At 40.3% G+C, this 17,221-nt stretch carries 30 protein-coding genes; 6 read left to right on the top strand and 24 right to left on the bottom strand.

Annotated elements, in window-relative coordinates; genetic code table 11:
- Positions 1 to 79: 79 nt before the first annotated feature.
- The 5 genes from FAY33_RS09755 to FAY33_RS09780 form a co-directional block, all read right to left on the bottom strand.
- A complete protein-coding gene (locus FAY33_RS09755; protein WP_143321044.1) occupies positions 80 to 946 on the bottom strand; it encodes a hypothetical protein in 867 nt (288 codons plus the stop codon).
- A 209-nt stretch (positions 947 to 1,155) separates the two neighbouring features.
- Positions 1,156 to 1,653, bottom strand: a complete 498-nt coding sequence (locus FAY33_RS09760; protein WP_143321045.1) for a helix-turn-helix domain-containing protein — start codon at positions 1,651 to 1,653, stop codon at positions 1,156 to 1,158.
- A 4-nt stretch (positions 1,654 to 1,657) separates the two neighbouring features.
- Entirely contained in the window at positions 1,658 to 2,083 is a 426-nt protein-coding gene (locus FAY33_RS09765; RefSeq protein WP_143321046.1) for a hypothetical protein, read from the bottom strand.
- A 326-nt stretch (positions 2,084 to 2,409) separates the two neighbouring features.
- Positions 2,410 to 2,661, bottom strand: a complete 252-nt coding sequence (locus tag FAY33_RS09775) for a hypothetical protein (RefSeq protein WP_143321048.1) — start codon at positions 2,659 to 2,661, stop codon at positions 2,410 to 2,412.
- 24 nt (positions 2,662 to 2,685) lie between these two features.
- Positions 2,686 to 2,901, bottom strand: a complete 216-nt coding sequence (locus FAY33_RS09780; protein WP_143321049.1) for a hypothetical protein — start codon at positions 2,899 to 2,901, stop codon at positions 2,686 to 2,688.
- Positions 2,902 to 3,143: 242 nt separating this feature from the next.
- Here FAY33_RS09780 and FAY33_RS09785 point away from each other — a divergent pair, with 242 nt between their 5' ends.
- Entirely contained in the window at positions 3,144 to 3,641 is a 498-nt protein-coding gene (locus FAY33_RS09785; RefSeq protein ID WP_143321050.1) for a hypothetical protein, read from the top strand.
- Positions 3,642 to 3,721: 80 nt separating this feature from the next.
- Here FAY33_RS09785 and FAY33_RS09790 read toward each other — a convergent pair whose 3' ends face one another.
- From FAY33_RS09790 to FAY33_RS19400, 14 genes are all read right to left on the bottom strand, one after another.
- On the bottom strand, positions 3,722 to 4,162 hold the full coding sequence (locus tag FAY33_RS09790; RefSeq protein WP_185967564.1) for a DUF551 domain-containing protein: 441 nt from the start codon (positions 4,160 to 4,162) through the stop codon (positions 3,722 to 3,724).
- A gap of 109 nt (positions 4,163 to 4,271) precedes the next feature.
- Positions 4,272 to 4,748, bottom strand: coding sequence for a hypothetical protein (locus FAY33_RS19385; RefSeq protein WP_185967565.1), 477 nt, complete (start codon positions 4,746 to 4,748; stop codon positions 4,272 to 4,274).
- A 247-nt stretch (positions 4,749 to 4,995) separates the two neighbouring features.
- The gene (locus tag FAY33_RS09795) at positions 4,996 to 5,256 is read right to left on the bottom strand and encodes a hypothetical protein (RefSeq protein WP_143321052.1); all 261 of its coding nucleotides are present in this window, start codon (positions 5,254 to 5,256) and stop codon (positions 4,996 to 4,998) included.
- Positions 5,257 to 5,406: 150 nt separating this feature from the next.
- Entirely contained in the window at positions 5,407 to 5,562 is a 156-nt protein-coding gene (locus FAY33_RS19390) for a hypothetical protein (RefSeq protein WP_185967566.1), read from the bottom strand.
- A 1-nt stretch (position 5,563) separates the two neighbouring features.
- On the bottom strand, positions 5,564 to 7,093 hold the full coding sequence (locus tag FAY33_RS19910; RefSeq protein WP_243126675.1) for a hypothetical protein: 1,530 nt from the start codon (positions 7,091 to 7,093) through the stop codon (positions 5,564 to 5,566).
- Between the two features lie 14 nt (positions 7,094 to 7,107).
- Positions 7,108 to 8,001: a DUF4373 domain-containing protein gene (locus tag FAY33_RS09805; protein WP_143321053.1), complete on the bottom strand. Its 894-nt coding sequence runs from the start codon at positions 7,999 to 8,001 to the stop codon at positions 7,108 to 7,110.
- 109 nt (positions 8,002 to 8,110) lie between these two features.
- Positions 8,111 to 8,854 (bottom strand): hypothetical protein, encoded by a 744-nt coding sequence (locus FAY33_RS09810; RefSeq protein WP_143321054.1) that lies wholly within the window; start codon positions 8,852 to 8,854, stop codon positions 8,111 to 8,113.
- A 17-nt stretch (positions 8,855 to 8,871) separates the two neighbouring features.
- Complete coding sequence (locus FAY33_RS09815) at positions 8,872 to 9,303, bottom strand: hypothetical protein (RefSeq protein ID WP_143321055.1); 432 nt, start codon at positions 9,301 to 9,303, stop codon at positions 8,872 to 8,874.
- Positions 9,304 to 9,330: 27 nt separating this feature from the next.
- Positions 9,331 to 10,239 carry a recombinase RecT gene (locus FAY33_RS09820; RefSeq protein WP_143321056.1) on the bottom strand — a complete coding sequence of 303 codons (909 nt, stop codon included), beginning with the start codon at positions 10,237 to 10,239 and terminating at the stop codon, positions 9,331 to 9,333.
- A 5-nt stretch (positions 10,240 to 10,244) separates the two neighbouring features.
- A complete protein-coding gene (locus FAY33_RS09825; RefSeq protein ID WP_143321057.1) occupies positions 10,245 to 11,156 on the bottom strand; it encodes a DUF1351 domain-containing protein in 912 nt (303 codons plus the stop codon).
- Between the two features lie 9 nt (positions 11,157 to 11,165).
- Complete coding sequence (locus tag FAY33_RS09830; protein ID WP_143321058.1) at positions 11,166 to 11,819, bottom strand: YqaJ viral recombinase family protein; 654 nt, start codon at positions 11,817 to 11,819, stop codon at positions 11,166 to 11,168.
- Positions 11,809 to 11,952, bottom strand: a complete 144-nt coding sequence (locus FAY33_RS19395) for a hypothetical protein (protein WP_185967585.1) — start codon at positions 11,950 to 11,952, stop codon at positions 11,809 to 11,811. Before FAY33_RS19395 ends, FAY33_RS09830 begins: the two co-directional genes overlap by 11 nt.
- Before the next feature lie 12 nt (positions 11,953 to 11,964).
- Positions 11,965 to 12,240, bottom strand: coding sequence for a hypothetical protein (locus FAY33_RS09835; protein WP_143321059.1), 276 nt, complete (start codon positions 12,238 to 12,240; stop codon positions 11,965 to 11,967).
- 53 nt (positions 12,241 to 12,293) lie between these two features.
- Complete coding sequence (locus FAY33_RS19400) at positions 12,294 to 12,467, bottom strand: hypothetical protein (protein ID WP_185967567.1); 174 nt, start codon at positions 12,465 to 12,467, stop codon at positions 12,294 to 12,296.
- Between the two features lie 154 nt (positions 12,468 to 12,621).
- Between FAY33_RS19400 and FAY33_RS09840 the strand changes: the two genes are divergently transcribed.
- Positions 12,622 to 12,822 (top strand): KTSC domain-containing protein, encoded by a 201-nt coding sequence (locus tag FAY33_RS09840; RefSeq protein WP_143321060.1) that lies wholly within the window; start codon positions 12,622 to 12,624, stop codon positions 12,820 to 12,822.
- Positions 12,823 to 12,850: 28 nt separating this feature from the next.
- Here the strand turns inward: FAY33_RS09840 and FAY33_RS19405 are convergent, their stop codons facing one another.
- The 5 genes from FAY33_RS19405 to FAY33_RS09855 form a co-directional block, all read right to left on the bottom strand.
- Complete coding sequence (locus FAY33_RS19405) at positions 12,851 to 12,994, bottom strand: hypothetical protein (protein WP_185967568.1); 144 nt, start codon at positions 12,992 to 12,994, stop codon at positions 12,851 to 12,853.
- Positions 12,987 to 13,202: a helix-turn-helix transcriptional regulator gene (locus tag FAY33_RS09845; RefSeq protein ID WP_143321061.1), complete on the bottom strand. Its 216-nt coding sequence runs from the start codon at positions 13,200 to 13,202 to the stop codon at positions 12,987 to 12,989. The genes FAY33_RS19405 and FAY33_RS09845 overlap by 8 nt, the downstream gene beginning before the upstream one ends.
- 17 nt (positions 13,203 to 13,219) lie before the next feature.
- Positions 13,220 to 13,369: a hypothetical protein gene (locus FAY33_RS19410; protein ID WP_185967569.1), complete on the bottom strand. Its 150-nt coding sequence runs from the start codon at positions 13,367 to 13,369 to the stop codon at positions 13,220 to 13,222.
- Positions 13,353 to 13,577: a helix-turn-helix domain-containing protein gene (locus FAY33_RS09850; protein ID WP_143321062.1), complete on the bottom strand. Its 225-nt coding sequence runs from the start codon at positions 13,575 to 13,577 to the stop codon at positions 13,353 to 13,355. The genes FAY33_RS19410 and FAY33_RS09850 overlap by 17 nt, the downstream gene beginning before the upstream one ends.
- A 173-nt stretch (positions 13,578 to 13,750) precedes the next feature.
- Entirely contained in the window at positions 13,751 to 13,960 is a 210-nt protein-coding gene (locus tag FAY33_RS09855) for a helix-turn-helix transcriptional regulator (protein ID WP_143321063.1), read from the bottom strand.
- 204 nt (positions 13,961 to 14,164) lie between these two features.
- On the opposite strand from FAY33_RS09855, the gene FAY33_RS09860 reads away from it, so the two are divergent.
- The 4 genes from FAY33_RS09860 (at position 14,165) to FAY33_RS09875 (ending at position 17,039) form a co-directional block, all read left to right on the top strand.
- A complete protein-coding gene (locus FAY33_RS09860) occupies positions 14,165 to 14,593 on the top strand; it encodes a helix-turn-helix transcriptional regulator (protein WP_143321064.1) in 429 nt (142 codons plus the stop codon).
- Between the two features lie 93 nt (positions 14,594 to 14,686).
- Positions 14,687 to 15,052 carry an ImmA/IrrE family metallo-endopeptidase gene (locus FAY33_RS09865; protein ID WP_143321065.1) on the top strand — a complete coding sequence of 122 codons (366 nt, stop codon included), beginning with the start codon at positions 14,687 to 14,689 and terminating at the stop codon, positions 15,050 to 15,052.
- Positions 15,053 to 15,097: 45 nt separating this feature from the next.
- Positions 15,098 to 15,598, top strand: coding sequence for a hypothetical protein (locus tag FAY33_RS09870; RefSeq protein ID WP_143321066.1), 501 nt, complete (start codon positions 15,098 to 15,100; stop codon positions 15,596 to 15,598).
- 169 nt (positions 15,599 to 15,767) lie between these two features.
- Positions 15,768 to 17,039 (top strand): site-specific integrase, encoded by a 1,272-nt coding sequence (locus FAY33_RS09875; RefSeq protein ID WP_143321067.1) that lies wholly within the window; start codon positions 15,768 to 15,770, stop codon positions 17,037 to 17,039.
- Positions 17,040 to 17,221 lie beyond the last annotated feature (182 nt).

Below are 17,221 nucleotides of genomic sequence, written 5' to 3' on the forward strand. Positions count from 1 at the left end.
AAACAAAAAGAAACGTCTATTGCTCGACAAAGTTCGACAGGTATTACTTTAAGGAATAGGGACGCCGGGTGGGTGCCTCTTAAATATCAAAATGCTTTTCTTTGTACACTTTAATCTGGTCTAAATAACTATCAAGTGTATTAATTAGCTTTAGTCTAACATCTGGGTTCATATCAAGTTCTTCTACTTTGCGCCTATATTTCAAAATTATTAAGGTTAACCTTTTAAATACTGCCTGTGAGCTTTTATTTTTTAAAGCTTCCTCCACTTCTGAGTCCAATCTTAAAACACTTAGGACAATATTGTCAATTTTATTATCTGGGTATACCAATTCATCATTCTTTAGTCTTCTAACTTGTTTGAGTTGAGTTAATTCTGCCATTATTCTTTCCAACATTATTTCAGTCTTCTCATTCCCCGAAAGGTTTTCTTCTGGAAAACTAGCTTCACTAGCTTTTACAATCTTAACCAATGAGTGCGTTTTCCCATCTCTTGTTTCTATTAGTGCTCGGGTTATATTTTCTCTTGCCGCAAGCACGCTTTCGTACAATCTATCACTGTTGTAAGGAATCGTACTAATGCCGCTAACATCAAATATTCTTTCCGTTTTCTCATCCTGAACTAATACCACTGGCTTATCATACGCCTGCCTCAATCCTAATTCATAAAGTACATTTGGGTTTCGGCTACTTAAATCACATAACGCCATATCGCAATTTTGTATACGCTCAAAAATCTTAAAGATAATTGAATCACAAATATTATCCTCATCCACTCTATCAGGCTTATAGCCCGCGTCTTCAATTGCAGGTATAAATATTTGTTCATAGATTTTAGTAAAATGTCCTGTAGAATATCCTAATTGATCACTTATAGGCATAATCACAAAACATTTAGGTATATTTTCATCATTCATATTTTCGCCATTCATATTTTCATTACTCATGTACAAGCCCTCCCCCTATTTTTCTTCCATCATACACCATATTTTACCAAAAGAAAACACCCATCAACATAAAATCAACAGGTGTTTTCAAAAAGGAGAAAATCATTAATTTAAGGGGGCTTCCAAATTTATCTAATTTTGGATAATACTATTATAAATCGGCCATACGGCCAACGCAAGGCCACGATTTTGCCAAACCTTCGCCAAGCCTATTCAAGCACAATCGCATCCGCTCCAAACAAATATACACTTAAAATGATTGTACAGTCCCCAATCCAACGCCTCGCCGTTCGTTCTGCATATCCATATTCTTCGGCCATCTGCTCATAGGTCATTTCATCAAGATAGAAATGTTTAAATGCATCGTATCTCTCCGGCCACTCCTTCCGGATCATTTCCTCTTCCAGAAGTCCCAGGCACTTATCAATATGTGCAATCATGACAATACTCCGCAGTTTGCTTTTTATAATGCTATTTATGTAGATATCCTCTGCTGACAATTCCTCCAGATCTTCGCCGTCGTCCACATCCGATAGCTCTGACACACCCTCCCGGACGCTCTGACATATCCGGTTATAGTTCTCCATCAGCTTCTTGGCGTTCTGGAATACCTTCGCCCGGTTATTCTTTTTCTGAGACTTCTCAAATATTTTCACAGCCTCCAGGGCTGCTGTTCTAACCATTAACTCCGCTGCTTCTTTTTCCAAGTAATCACCTCCCCGCTGTCAATCTCTTCTTTGATCTATTCTTTTTCTGCTTATACAGTTCCATATATGTCATAGTCACTGTCCTTTTTGGATCTTCAGGTCTGACCAGCTCTACAAGATTACGGTACTTTCTCACAACAACAACTTTACTGGAATCCTCATAAACAAATTTAGATCCAACCTTTAAGGTCCGCCTAAACTCTTGTAGATCCTGTACCGTAATTTTGGCATCCTCTGGCTGAGTCAATTCCTCCGGCTTCTCTTCACGCATAGCCTTAAAAGTGTACCGCCCCTTATAGGATCTCCCTTCACGGGCATAATCCCGGACAAGGTGTACGGATACTTGAAGCATTTCTGCCCATTCCTTAGAAGTGTGCTCTCCTTGATACACCCCGTTGTCATACATTGCATAAGGATATTTTAGCTTCATGACCCACCTTTCACTTTCCGTTGATAATAAATCCCGGTACTGAATAAATGCCCTTTTCCATCACAGTCACAATTTTTACGCCCACAATCTATAGGCCAATGTTTACGACATATCAAACAAATCTTTCCTGGTGCGACTGGACGTATCCCTTCCGGGTGTTGGATTTTCCGTTTTGGCGGCTCCCTCAGACTCCGATCCGGACACAGGCTTGTATATGTATAAGCTGGATTTGTAGCACTGAAGCTCATAACAGGTGGTGCCTTTAGTATGCTGTCCTGCTTTGCTGCTCTTATAATATCTTCTTTACTCAACCTATCTCCCCCTTTCTATGCTTTACCTTCATAAACCTGAACTACATTTACGCTGACCACGGTATTTCGGCGGAGGTTGTTTTCTTTACAAAATCCCGAAAATAATTCCGTCAATTCATCAGCGTTGTAAGCATTTATGTGAAACTGCGTTTCGTCTAACGTACCACCATTATCAAAATCAACATCGACATCCATGGAACGATAAGACTGACTGGTATCAGCATCTAATTGCCAGCCATTTTTGCGAATACATTGCTTTATTGTCATGCCTTTCCTCCGATAAATATCAGTTTAGCCGTGCAATGACTTTGTCATCAAATCATATAATTTATCATGCGCTTCCTGATTTTTAATCATCTTAGTTTTTTGATACTTCCCTACAATTAAAGTTCCACACTTCTTACACTTCTGATCAATAATCTGCAAAACTGAGTCTTTTCCAAGTGGAATATAGCTAGGTTCACAGTCTACTATCTCACCACCGCAATCATGTTTTTCATACTCCATAATTCAAATAAATCCTTTCTCCCGACTCTCCGGGAAATTCTAATTCACCTAATCCTATATTCCTCTCCTAAATGGGCTACAACAAAATATTCTAATTGTTGCCGATTCTTTATACATCGACAAATACTATCAAAATATTTTTTCTCTACCCGATATTTGCTTTGAACAATCATTGAAAAACAGCACATCTATGCGTATACTTTTTATATATTTAAATTATTTTTGAAAGGGGATTTTAATCCATGAAAAAGTTTTTAAGCATTTTAACTCTTTTTGCACTGATCTCTACACTCTCTTCCAGCACAGTTTTTGCATCAGAGAAACCTTTAGAAGTAAAACCTAATTTTACAACAAAAAACCAAGAGGTAACCTCTACACTAGCAGCTTCTACAATTACTGCTCCAGATGGCAAAACTTATACATTGTTAGGAACTGTAACACGTGGAAATGCTCTTACAGCCTTTCTCAATTCAACCTATTCAGGCAGTGATAATTATCAATTAAAATTTTATTGTCCAAATAACGACAGAACAGATTTAGTTCAGGGAACAGTAAAGGCAACTCCTTTTTTAGGTAGCGGAATGCAACAAACTTATTCATTTACGAACTTTTATGATTCTTTATCAACCATTGATTTGTCAACACTCCCAGGAACAACTAGATATAGAATTAATATATCAGTATATGCGGTAGGAACATCAAATCAAGGTACTGTTTATTACCGAATCGAGAAAAATTAAAAGTTCACTAAAACTGTTGTGGTATGTTAAGGGTAAAGTCTTCTTTCGGGCTTTACCCTTTAGCTTTATCAGATTCGGCGTTACGTAGTGGCGCGGAGTGCTTCCTTCCCTGCTTCAGATCCCGCCTCATGCAACTGCTCCCGTCGATATGGCTCTGGAAGCGGCATCCAAGCAAGTACCTGTTCTTTCGCTCCGTTAAATGTACTCCACATTAGTTTCCCTGTACTATCACTCTCTACCAAACAATCCAAAAACGTGGAAGTATCTTCTCCGAAATCATATACTGCAACCAACACATCTGTGTGTGGCTCCGGTAATTGTTCTGTTACCGGGATCCATTCCTGTTTCTCCCGGTTATATGTATTCAAAATATCGTTCGTATACTGATCCATCTGGCACTCGGCACAAATATCCTCCAGATCTTCCTTGCGTTCGGTCTCCCAGGGAAACCGGCACAGGTGATCGCATAAATGCTCCATCATGGGAGTAATAATCTTCTCCATTTCACTCTGATCTGCCATCTTAAATCCCTCTCTTTCCGACAATAAAAAAACTACCAGCTTAATACTGATAGTTAGTAGTTTTCTTTTCATATTCAATACATTATTTGATTTGCTCACAACAATAAACTTACATATATTTATTATCTTCGGGTAATACCCACGGAACGTTTCCGAATATTTCCAACTGCAAAGCAGGTCTAGGGAAATTCTCCTCCAGTAAACTGCATTCTCTTTGAAAAGAAACATGAAAATTATTTGTTACTGGAAATGCTTGTTCTTCTTCCCAATGAGAAGTTGAAGGACTGTTAGATACCCATGCACTTTTGCCCTCCAATAAGGTTCCACAGAGATGATAAAAGCCACCATAAAGTAAGGTCCCATCAGAATTATTGCAATTTACATAAACTTCACTCACTTTTCTCATATCGACTCCCAGATCAGAAAAAAATCCTGTCACTTCTGTCGGAAGTGCTATAATAGCTTTTTCATAGTTACGGCACCCACTACAAGTACACCCTTCGGTAACAAGAGGAGCATTTTCATAAAACGATCTCGTTTTATCTACATCAATATCTACTTGATACTGTCCGAACTTAAAAATCATAACTCACCTCATATAAATAATCTTTTTATAAATAGTATACTATCCAACTTACTAACCATCAATATTAAGTTCTCAATGTACCATTTTCTTTCACAAACTCTTCACAGACCCATCAAATTCCCGTCACAATTTCCCGGTATATTAATAATCACAAAGAGGCCAACAACCTTTTAATATAAACTTTTTTTCATACTCAGCCGGCAGGATTCCCCAATCTTGTCGGCTCCTCCCTTTTCTCGCTAACTATTCAGCTATATTGAATCTTCTTCCCACAATTCAAACAGAATTTCAAATTATACTCTTCCAGAAGCTCCGAATTAAATTCATATCCGCATTCCGGGCATTTACCGAATGCACCATCATCTACAGGCTGAGCTGGAATCTGTTTCTCCAACGCTTTTACGGCCATTTCAAGGGCCATTTTCTCACTGATTGCTAATCCCGGCTTTGATACTGACAAGCCAAATCTCATATTTGCAAGAGTTCTTTCCGCTAAATATTCTGTCATGATACACCTCTCTTTTCTTATTTCTTAATTGATTCCACCCTCAAACAACCATTACAGCTTTCAGTGTAAAGAGGACACTCATTCTTGTAGCACTCTTCGTATGTTTCTCTTGTTTCTTCCGTCTTCTCGGTTTTAATTAGAACAATATTCTTACGGTAAGGACACTTCATTGTCTCTCTTCTCCCATTCTCCACAATAATCATCAAAACTGGTTTCGCATCCATATCCCTCTGATTCTACATTCATACATATCCACTCACCATCTACGCACTGACAGTAAGTACAACTGGAACAACACCTGTCCATTTTATCTCTCCTTCTTTTGAAACTCCTTTAAGTACTCCACCAGAGCGGATCTGTTTGTGTTACATTCATAAAAGGTCCTGGTATCGTCTTCTATATGAGCACTCTTACCGTTATGCCATTCCGACTTTACTCCAAGAAGGTAATACTGCTCTGCACCATATTCATAGTCTTCAGATTCCTTATAGCTGTCCCAGGAGTGCTTCCAGCATACCTTTACCACGATGGCAACCCTATCAGTCAGATCGTACCGGTAATATCGCTCCCCAGTCTCTTTCGTTTCAATCCAGATCGGCCATGTATCATAGGCATCTATGAAAGCTGCACGTTGTTCATTGTTTTTCAGGATAGGTAACTCTGGCTGTTCCGGCTTTATGGATTCCAGCTGATCCTGCTCTTCCGCCATAGCCTCCAATGCTGCAACAATTATCTTCTGGCGCTCAATAAACGGTGGCCACTTCTCCAGCACTTCTCCTTCAAATGCGCTCAGCCAATCTTTGAGGGTTTTCTTTGCTTCTTCAAGAACTGTTTTCACAGGAGTGGATATGTCTGGCAGAACTTCCACAAACTCTCCATCAATTACGTTTTCAGATAATTCCAGTACGCTTTCTTCCTGTTCTGGTACGTTTTCAGGCTCTTTGATAACAGTTTCATTTACATCACGATGTCCGAAGAAGTAATTATATTCTCGCTCTAAGCGTGTGTTTTCAACATCAAATGAAGCAAATCCGGAATCATCATAAAACAATGTAACTTCTTTGCTTTTTAAGACCCTGTGTACACTTCCAAGAACCGAAATTTCACACTCTTGGTTTTGACCTTTATATCCAGATTTTAAGTATTCTTTGACTATTGCTGAACGGAACCAACCATAGGCATCATCAATAGATTCATTCCGGTCCAAAAAGTGATCAATCTCCTGTTGCGATATCGCAACGTCCTCCTGATCCTCACCAGACAACATGTCTTCCACATTTATTTCAAAAGTCTGTTTTCCGGAAAACAATGGAACTGATGGCTGATCCGGAATCATCTCTGGAAAGTCAATCTCTATCTCCATCTGCCCTGGCAGTTCTATGTATGGCATTTCCTTTGGCTTTCTCAAATTACGGATATCTTCTACCCGATCGCCTGGTTTTACCTGTTCCAGCTGGTCTTCTTCCAGATACAGCATTTCCTGCAGTTGGCTCTTTCCAAATGCCCGATATTCTTTGCGGATATTAGGACTATTTCCATTCTCCGAAAAGCGGTCATTCATGGACATGTAACGACTGGCTGTGCTTTTGCTTAGTCCGTATTCCTCTTTGGCAAAATCCCACACAGTCTGAAAGCCATCTTCGGTAAACAGTTCCCGATCTCTGACACATTTTAAATAAAAACCAATGGCAATAAAGGAACGGGCAGCCGTTGTTATATTTGCTTTAATAAAGGTCTTCGCATCTTCCAGGCTGATATAGCCCTCATACCAACGGGGCCGGTCAAGTGCTGCTGCTCCAACTTCCGCCTCATTAACAACAGGATCCATTTCTTCCATGGTCAATCCTCCTTTCACATATCTTGAAGTTGTGCATTTATAATGGCATCGTAATCCGTATCTCTCTGGGGGAAACTCTGAAACGAGTTTTTCCTGGGCTCTGCCTTTCTGACAGGTCTTGCAGAATCCTGGGCTCTGCTTATCCAGCCATTTATGAATTTATTAATCCCTCGCTTTGTCTTCCTGTTTTCCTGATTGGAATCAAGCCAGCCAATCATTTTACGAAACTCCTGATCTATATCAACAGCAGGATACAGTTCCCGGTATTTCTGAATCTCCTCCAAATAAACAGAATAATAAGATCCGTCATTCAGAATCAATTTATACACCGCCTCCTGCCTGGTGCTTTCCGAAAGCTCCGGGCTTATCTCTTTACTTTTATTTACTTTACTTTCCTTTACTTTACTTTCCTTTAGGGATTGTTCCCGGGAAATATCAGAGTTTTTCCCGGAATAATTTCCGTTATTCCCGGATCTATTTAAAAATGACTTCACTTTAATAAAGGGTTCCGTTTTTTCTTCTGGAAGAATCCAGAAACCCTCTATTTGTATAGGATTCTTTTTCGCACGTTCTTTCACGGCTAATTGGAATCGCTTCTGTATTCCGGTTGAGGTCAAGACAGCGTCCGACTGGAAAAGTTTATTATCAAACAGTGACCGTTCCAGCAAGAATTTCAAGACCTGCATCACCTTATCTGGACTCATTTTCAAATCGTCCGATATGATATACTGAGAATCATCATTAAATTGAATATAATATCCTGAGCGGTAAATCTCACACAGCAGATACACATAAATTGCAATGCCATCTACCCCATACCTTGCCTTCAGGATCTTTATTTTAGGGTCGGAAAAAAAGTCGATATCAAATGGAAAGTAGTCGATCCCCTCTTTCTGAGGTCTCGCCATGGTGTGATTCACCTACTTCCAATAAAATCCCCCGCCACCCACTGACAGGCAGCGGAGGTAAAACAATTGGTTTTAGATTCGTGACATATAAAACCACCAAGGAAACATATTAACCGATTACTGTAATATTATCTTTAATCGCCGGAATCATATCAGACAGACGCTCCAGCAGGAATGATTTAATATTGGAAATAGCTTCATTTTTCCATATACCGCCCTCTGCCTCCACAATTTTAAAGGCAGGAACTTCTTTATCTCCAATACGGAAGACAAACTTACTTGCTGGCTGCTCCACCTCCTGGAAGGTGCGATAAGGAATCAGCTCCACCGGATTCGGTACGATTACATCTGACTTTGTGGCAATTCCAGTCTTCATGGTTGCAACCTGGGAAACACCATCATCAGAATACTCCTGCCCGTTCTTCTTTTCGATATTGCCAACTGCCTTTAAAATCAGTCCAAGATCATCGTTTGCCTGGAAATTTGCCTGCAATTCAATCATCATACGTTCCTGGTCGTACCATTCATCAAAACGGTATTCCGAGGTTTCGGCATTGATTTCAAAAAGCACTTCTCTTTCACGTTCCTTGTCAAGAGCTGACATTAAACGAACCTGGGTAGGGCTTATGATATGTATGATCATGCTTCCTGGGAATTCTTTGTTGCACTGGTGAATGTAATCTACTAAAGAGGTGAGCGTGACCGCCTGGATCTTAGCTGCCTTGGGCTGCTTATCATAGCGTGTCAGGTTCTTGTCTGCATACGTCCTCCCGTTGATCTCTAAAACCTCTGTCTTCTCTGCATCAATGCTTAAACCCACAACGTACTGTAATGCTTCTCTTAAATTTTCCATGGTTTGGATCTCCTTTTCTAATTTACTTCTCTTAAATTAATTGGCTTCTGACTCTGAACCGGTTCAATGATTTCCCCTGTTTCCGGATCAAATGGATTAGACTGGGGAGGAATCACTTCTGTTGTGACCGGATATGATTCTCCCGCAACTCGTACCGGCTGCTGATTGCTGCCATACTCATTCATTTCAATACGACCTGTTCTTAAATCCTGTCCCACAAGCATCATGGTTTCTTCTGCTACAGGTCCCGCCTGAGAAATATTTACTGCAAAAGTGGTCTTTACATGTTTCCGGTTTTTATCTGGCTTAAAGGTTAAAGTGATTATAATCTTTCGTGCTTTTTCTGGATCCGTATTAGGGTCCATGATATTTCTTGCAATTTGAGCCATGGCAAGATTGAATCTTTCCAACAATGCCCCACTTCCCATACCATCAAGGCTGATTCCCATCTTCGCTACCTCCTTTCCTTCTGTTATTTATTGATTAAAGAAATCATTTTCCACACTTGTTTCTGATGCTTCTGCTGATTCCTGAACCGGTGTTTCTTCCTCTTGCTCTGCTACCACATTATCTTTTACAGGTTCTTCCATCTCTACATAATCTGCGGTACCATCTTCCCGGATCACCGCCATGTCAGCATCAACAGCCTGTACCATTTCAATGCTCATTGTTCCCCATTTTGAAATCAGCTGTCTCAGCATAGTCTTATGAGCCATTGCGTCAAAGTCCTTATACCAGAAAGAAGAATACTTCCATAATTCATTTTCAGGGATTTCCCCTCTCTCCAACCGTTCCAAGTTCTTGGCGCTAAATGCAGCAGAGTATCGGTCTGCATGAGCCATCATCTTCTTTTTAGACCAGTAGATGCTATGTTCATAACCATTGTGTTCCCGGAACATAGCATAGTATCCGATTGTAGGCGTTACTTCTCTCAGTAGATCATCTTCGATTAAAGAGACTTCTAATTCTTCCTCCAGGGGGTTGTAAGAAATAAGTTCTCCCTCCTTTATGGAAATAACATGGAGCTTTTTATACACTCCGCTTCTTTTGGCAAGCTGAATATATCCTTTATACCCGAGTTGAAACTGAGCCTCCTTAGTCTCCTTTTTCTTATTATTAAAAGGAACCATATAAAACTGACCCAGCTGTGGGGAAGGGGAAAGCTTTAATGCTTCTCCCTGTAGTGCTGCACTTAATATAGAAGTGTTCGTACATTCCTGTAGTGCCGGATTCGCCTGCACCGCTGATACAATACTGGATATGAAGCGAGTACCTGCCTGTCCACCTAACAGCTTATTGATCTGCTGCTTAGCTGCGTCCTGTGTCAAATACATTCCGAAGTCCATTCTTTTATTCTGTTTAGCAAGACTGTTGTTTACTGCCATTAAAATCACTCTCCTTTCGGTACCGGCTCAAACCGGATACTATTTGCTTTTAAGAAATCCTTTAGCTTATCCAGTTGTCCTTTTGTTGCATGAACACGAAAGTCCAGGACATGAACGGGATCTTCTACTGTTTCTATTACGGACTGCTCCTGCAACTGGGGCTGTGACCGTGGAACCTCTTGAACCGACCTCTGTTCCGGGGCTTTCCCCGCATTGATTACCCGGGTTGCTTCTGCCAGCGTCCTGGCTTCCCGCTCTGCTTTCTTGCGGACCTGCTCTTCCTCATAAGCTTTCCGCTTCTCCTCTGCAGCTTCCAACCGGTTTCTTTCTGCCATAGCAGTTCCGATATCATAGGTACGAAGGAAAACCTCTTTCATATCTCCAGCGTACTTACTGTCAACCTCATTAATAATAGCCAGCCCTTCTCCTACTCTTTGGATCAGGGAAAGGATATCCTCCTTGATTGATTTCATTGTGGTTGACGCATTGGCATACTCTGCCTTAAAAACTCTGGAGAACGGAAGAACAGAAGCAAGATCATTGATATTTTCTTCGTAAAACTCCTGAACCTTTGCTGTCTTTTCGTTTCTCTGACGCTGTTCGTATCCCTTCACCTGAGAATCAATGTTATCAATTGCCTTCTGAACAATTCCGGTTAACTCTTTAATCTCCTTGCCAAACTGCTCATCCGGTTTTAAAAGGGCTTTACGAATCTCTGTTCGTTTTCCAGTTAAAGCATCTACAAATTTATTAAGTCTAGCTCGATCTGCCTTAGCAGCCTTGATGGTATCATCGGTATAGACTGACGTTTCGTACTCCTGGGCAGATGCGGTGATTTCTGCTTTTAACTCCTCAAAGTTCCAGTCAATTTTTTGCAGGAAACCGTTGTCCTGCGGATTATAAATTTTTAATTCCATATGTATTCCCTATATCGCTGGAAGGATCAGATCCGGTCGTCTGCCTAATTCCACACAATTCCAGAACCGTTTTTCCGCATCAACCAGATACTTGATATCCTCCTCCACGTCCTTTCTTTCTATAAAATAGTGTTTGGTCGCAATTCTAAGCTCCCCACCCCATTCACTTTTAAGCTGGGCTTTTAATACTACAAACTCATAACCGGTTACAGCCAGATAATGAAGCACCTGACAAAAATAGTTGTCCGGGATCCGATCCTTCCATTTTTCCTTCTGCATAGACTGCAGGAGGTTGGTTGTTTTAATCTCTAAAATTCCTTTTCTTCCATTCTGATCCACAAGTTCTCCATCAAGGGAAGCGTGCATCCACGGAAAATCAGAATTAAGGAACATGTTGTTATCATCATAGAAAATCTGGTACGCCGGAAAATCCAAGATAAACAATTCTCTTAAATAGTCCTCGGCTTTGGTGCCATAGATAACATATTCCTTTTTAGAAATATCTTCTGAAAGACGTAAGCCCGATTTTTCTTCCCAAAGCTCCACGTTACTTTTATAGGGATTCATGCCTACGCAAGCACTGGCATCGGATCCTCCAATATGATTTTTTCTAGCCTGCAGCCACTCCTCCCGACTGCCAAGTACCAGTTTTTTAACCGACATTTTGTTTCTCCGGAGCTTGGTACACAATCTTTGTAAAAGAAGATTGTTCCTCTTCCATCTCTTCTTTGCAGTTACAATGTTCTCCTGGATCCAGATTCGCTCCACAATGAGGACATTCATTACAATAAGCCATCTCACAAACCTCCTATTCAATTCCCAATTCAGCGCTAACTGTTCTATAGATAGAATCCAAGTTCTTTTTTTGTTTCTCACAATCATTCGGAGCCATGGCCCTCAATGCATCCGGAAGGAGAGTGCAAAGCCCAGCATACACACCAGAAACCGGTCCAGCGATTGTAGTGGTAACTTCACCCTTCAATCCTTTTTCTTTGTTAAAAACAAGAGTTACAGGCTCATTTGCTGCTTCCTTTACCTGATCTGGCATCGCAGCCAGCAAAATAGCTTCTAATAATTTTTCCATCTTGATTTCCTCCTAATCCCCATTTATAATAGAGATGTTAAATAAATTTCTTCTTATTTGGATTCCCTGGGAGTTGCTGCTCCTGGGGTTTCTGTTTTCTCAACTTCTGTAAGTCCTCTCAAAATTGCATTGATCCATAATTCTTCCTGCGTCCAGTTGACCTGGACAGGGGCATAATCATCAATAGCCTGTAAAATGATCTCTGCTGCTTTACGCTTGTCCATCATGACTTTTCACCTCTATTCTCCTTTTGTGGATAACTTTTGATTTTTCCACATTTTCTTACGATTTTCTTAGTGATAAAATTGACTTTCTTAATATTTCCAAATATAATAAAGAAGTAACTACTGATAAATTCCGTATTGGGAAAGGGGCAACCTTATGCAAAGACAAGCTGTTTCATCATCAAGAATTAGTAGTGTTGGCTGGGAAAACAATACTTTGGAAGTAGGTTTTCCAGATGGTGCTGTTTATCAGTACCACAATGTATCACACGACGAGTATGTTTCCTTCATGAATTCATCTTCATTGGGATCTGCTCTTTCACGATTAGACAAGGTACACAAATATAATCGTGTGTAATTCTCTACAAGTGGCTAATTAGCGTTAGTCACTTGTTTTCTTTAACTGGAATTCCCTCCGCGCACTGCTTTACCATAATAGAATCCATAGTTACCACAATTTCGGTGTGCGGATTATGATTTTCTTTTAAGTACTCAACCAATGGCTGACATAACATTTCTAACTTATCCATTCTCTCTCACCTCCTTCATATACACCCATGGATTAACTTCCAAAGCCTTACACAGGCCAATATATTCCCCTGCTTCACACTTGCGCCTTCCGTTAAGAATCTGGCAGAAGTGATTTTCTTTCAAACCAGCTTTATCTGCTACAGCTTTCTGCTTCATACCAGCGGAGTCAATCTTGGCTTTCAGAGCTTCATAATCAAATTGATACATACCTCTTTCACCTCCTCTCACATCGCTTCCAATGCTCCACACACCGCAAGCATCAAGATCATACCGCTACCAAAGATCACCGCCGGAATAAGCCGCTTTGTAAGCTCCATCAAGCGTGACGGGCGGGTGTCGGTGTAATCGTCTAAGTTTTCATAGTATTTTCGCATGGGGGTCCTCCTTTCCTGCTGGTTCGTCCGGACAGTTATTTATAAATCTTTCCAAATCAGCACCACGGATTTTAAATACTCCTCGTGTTCCCAATCTTATGCACACAAGTAACCCCTCACTGATGTAGTTATATACGGTTCTAGGATTTGTCTTTAGCACTGCGGCCGCTTCTTTTACGGTGTACAGCGGCTCGTATGGCTTCACCATCTGGCTTCCTCCTTTCATATTTCATACATGGATATCTCCGACTTCTCTCAGGGCATTTACGTCCGCAGGACTTGCACGAATATATAGCCATAACTCCTACACACCTAACTGCTTCGTAATTTCTATCATTTTCGCCACTTCTGAAGTGGCGAATGTTGCTTTTCTTAAATTGTTCAAGACTTGTCCTCCCTTTCTGTCTCTTCTGCAAAATATTCCACTGGAACCTCAAAATACTTCGCTAAAGCCATGAGCTTGTCAAACTTGGGGTTGTACCTACCGTACTTCCAGTTCGTCAAGGTTGCCGTTGAGACTCCCGTTTGCTTGGAAACTTCATAATCTGTTACGTTTGCCTTATCTCTTAAATCTGCGTATTTTTGATACAAATCTATACCTCCTATCTAAAATCTATTGACATTAGCTTAGTTTTCTAATATAATTGTGATGTCGGTCAAAGCTATAAAAGAAAACTATGCTAATCTCTTTTTATTAGCTTCTATATCAAAGCTATGTCCATATAATAGCATTGATTTCAAAGCGTGTCAATAGAGTTTGGCTTATTTTCCAAACTTATTTTTAAGAGGTGCTATATGTATGATATTTTTGAGAAGTTATGCGAGCAAAATAAAGTAACTCCGTATCGGGTTTGCAAGGAAACAGGGATAACTACTGCAACTATAAGCAACTGGAAAGCGGGACGGTATGTGCCAAAACAAGATAAAATGAAAAAAATTGCTGACTATTTCGGTGTTACGGTTGATTATTTAATGACCGGAAAAGAAGGCTTAGCAGAGAGTGAAAAGTTCAATGCTAGAGATAGGCGAGATATTACAAAAGACTTGGATCGGATTATGGGGGAAATCAGAAATGAAGAAGATGGTCCATTGTTTTATAACGGGCAACCATTGGATCCTGAAGATATGATTTTTCTATCAAAAGCCATCGAAGCTGCTCTTATGGATGCTAAAAAGAAAAACAAGGTAACATATAATCCTAATAAGAATAAAACTAAAAAGTAAGCTTTCTCCGGGGGTGATTTTACGCAGAATAAAGATATACCAGACTTTGTTGTAAAGCTGGTTGAAAAATACGGAACAAACGATCCGGAAGAAATGGCTGATTACTTAAACGTTACAATCATGAATGTGCCAATGGGGAACAATATTGCCGGATATTACAAATACATAAAAAGAAAAAAGTACGTATTCATAAATTCAAATATTAAAGAAGATACTTATCGCAGAGTCATACTGGCTCATGAATTAGGACATTCCATAATGCACCGCAAACAAAACTGTACTTTTATGAATGGCTATACTCTTCTATTAACATCAAAAATTGAAAAACAGGCGAACATTTTTGCTGCCTATTTCTTAATTCCCGATAACTTATTGGATGAATATAGGGATTTTACTCGAGAGCAGTTCTGTGATTGCACTGGATATCCAGAAGAGCTACTGAAATTAAGATTAAAATAGCCAATGGCTTTTTGATAAATACAAAAGAAATGAGGAAAAATGAGTATGAAAGTAATTAAAACTTTACCTGTCTTTGTTGTTAGTGCAATACTATTAACCGCTTGCTCTACGAACTCTGTAGAAACCACCCAGTCACCAACACAGGTTGAATCCACACACGAACTGGAAGAAAATGTCGAGAATCTGAGTGAAAGCATAGAAAGTAAAGTAAAAGATTTAGAAACAGCACCGACAGCCGCTACTACAAATTCATTAGAAGATCTAGCCAGCTACCTAAAAGAAAACAATTTGATTCAAGGAGAACCTACAGGTATGCCAGCTGAAATGTTAGGTGCAATAAGCGGTGCAAAATACGGTGATGTGGCGATTTACGAATACGAAAAAGAATCAGATAGTTATAAGGGTTTGATTGAAAATGGATATATAACTTTAGAGGGCGTGGGATCCAAAATCGAACCAAGCGCAATTAATGATAAATACATGCTTCTATGTGATAACGCAGAAAATCGAGACGAAATAATTAAAGTCTTTATGGAATATAAATAGAAAATTAATTTAAAAACCGCCCCGACTGCAATCGGAACGGCTTTACATAGATTTTCTCTTACCGGACAAACCGAAAAGATACAATCACTCTCAAACAGATTATATCATTTTCTGAACGCCCTGGCAAGAGGGCGTATTTTTATACCCAAAAACAGAAAGGAAAGACATTATGGGACAATTACGAACACGAAAAAGGGGCTCTTCCTGGCAATACAGTTTTGAAGCGGCCAGAGTAAATGGACAAAGAAAGTCCATTGTGAAAAGCGGATTCCGCACAAAGGGAGAGGCGATCAAAGCAGGGACGCAAGCCATGAATGAATACAATAACTCCGGCCAGTCTTTTGCTCCATCAGAATTAAGCGTAGCTGATTACCTTGACTACTGGTTTGACAACTACTGCAAAATGAATCTTAAATACAACACCCAACTTGGATATATTCAGATCATAGAGAATCACCTAAAACCCCAGTTTGGTCAATACAAGCTAAAGGCCCTTACCACCGCTTCCGTTCAGGAATATATAAACCGGCTGAAAACACAGGGTCTTGCCCGCTCTTCCGTTGTTGGAATCTTATCCGTATTATCAGCCGCTTATGAATACGCAATAGAGCCACTGGCCTATGCCCGGGAGAATCCTTGTGAACGTGCAAGAATTCCCAAATTTGAGCGTAAACCAAAGGAGCGATACGTAATTTCTCCGAATGACTTTAAAGCCGTTCTGAAACGTTTTCCAGAAGACAACATTTTTTATGTCCCACTCATGATAGGTTATTATACCGGGTTGCGGATTAGCGAGGCTTTTGGACTCACGTGGGATGATATTGATCTGGAAAATAAAGCTCTTACTGTAGACAAAGCAATATTAAAAAGAAATTACGGAGTTGATGTCCGAAAGGTCCTGGAACAGAAGGGAAAGAAAGAAGAAAAGTCAGCCTGGTATTTCGGCACACCCAAAACAGAAAGCTCCAATCGCACAATAAAGTTTGGTACCACTCTCTATAAGGCATTAAAGCACGCAAAGGCTACGCAGAAAAAGAACCGTCTTTTGTATGGGGAGTACTATATGGAGCATTACCTGAAACCCGAGAAGGATGAAAAAGGAGATCCCATATACCGGATCATTCCAGTTGAGCGAAGCGTAGAATGCGCAATGAAGAAAGTTGAAATGGTCTGTGTCAGGGAGAATGGAGAATATGTAAGTACAGATTCCTTCAAATACTGCAGTCGTGTAATTCACAGCGAATTAAAACTAGCCTTTAACTACCATTCCCTACGCCATACCCACGCAACAATGCTGGTAGAAAACGGAGCTGACATAAAAGACGTACAGGCTCGCCTGGGTCACTCCAATATAAGCACTACCCTGCAGACTTACACCCACGCTACTGATACCATGGCTTCCAGAAGTGTGGAGATATTTGAAAAAGCGGCTTCCATTTGACAACATCCCAAAAAAGGGTTGTCAAATGGTTGTCACCGCACACCGTTGTCGGTATTAAAGACCACTTAAAGTCTTATTTTATGCGGGATAGCAACACCACTGTCTCCACATGTGTTGATGCTGTGAATCGGATTCCTGACGGGCATAGTTTAGCCCTAGCGGAAAAGCTTTTTCTGAGCAAT

The sequence above is a fragment of the Clostridium sp. HBUAS56010 genome, assembly GCF_007115105.1.
Lineage (GTDB): Bacteria > Bacillota > Clostridia > Lachnospirales > Lachnospiraceae > Lacrimispora.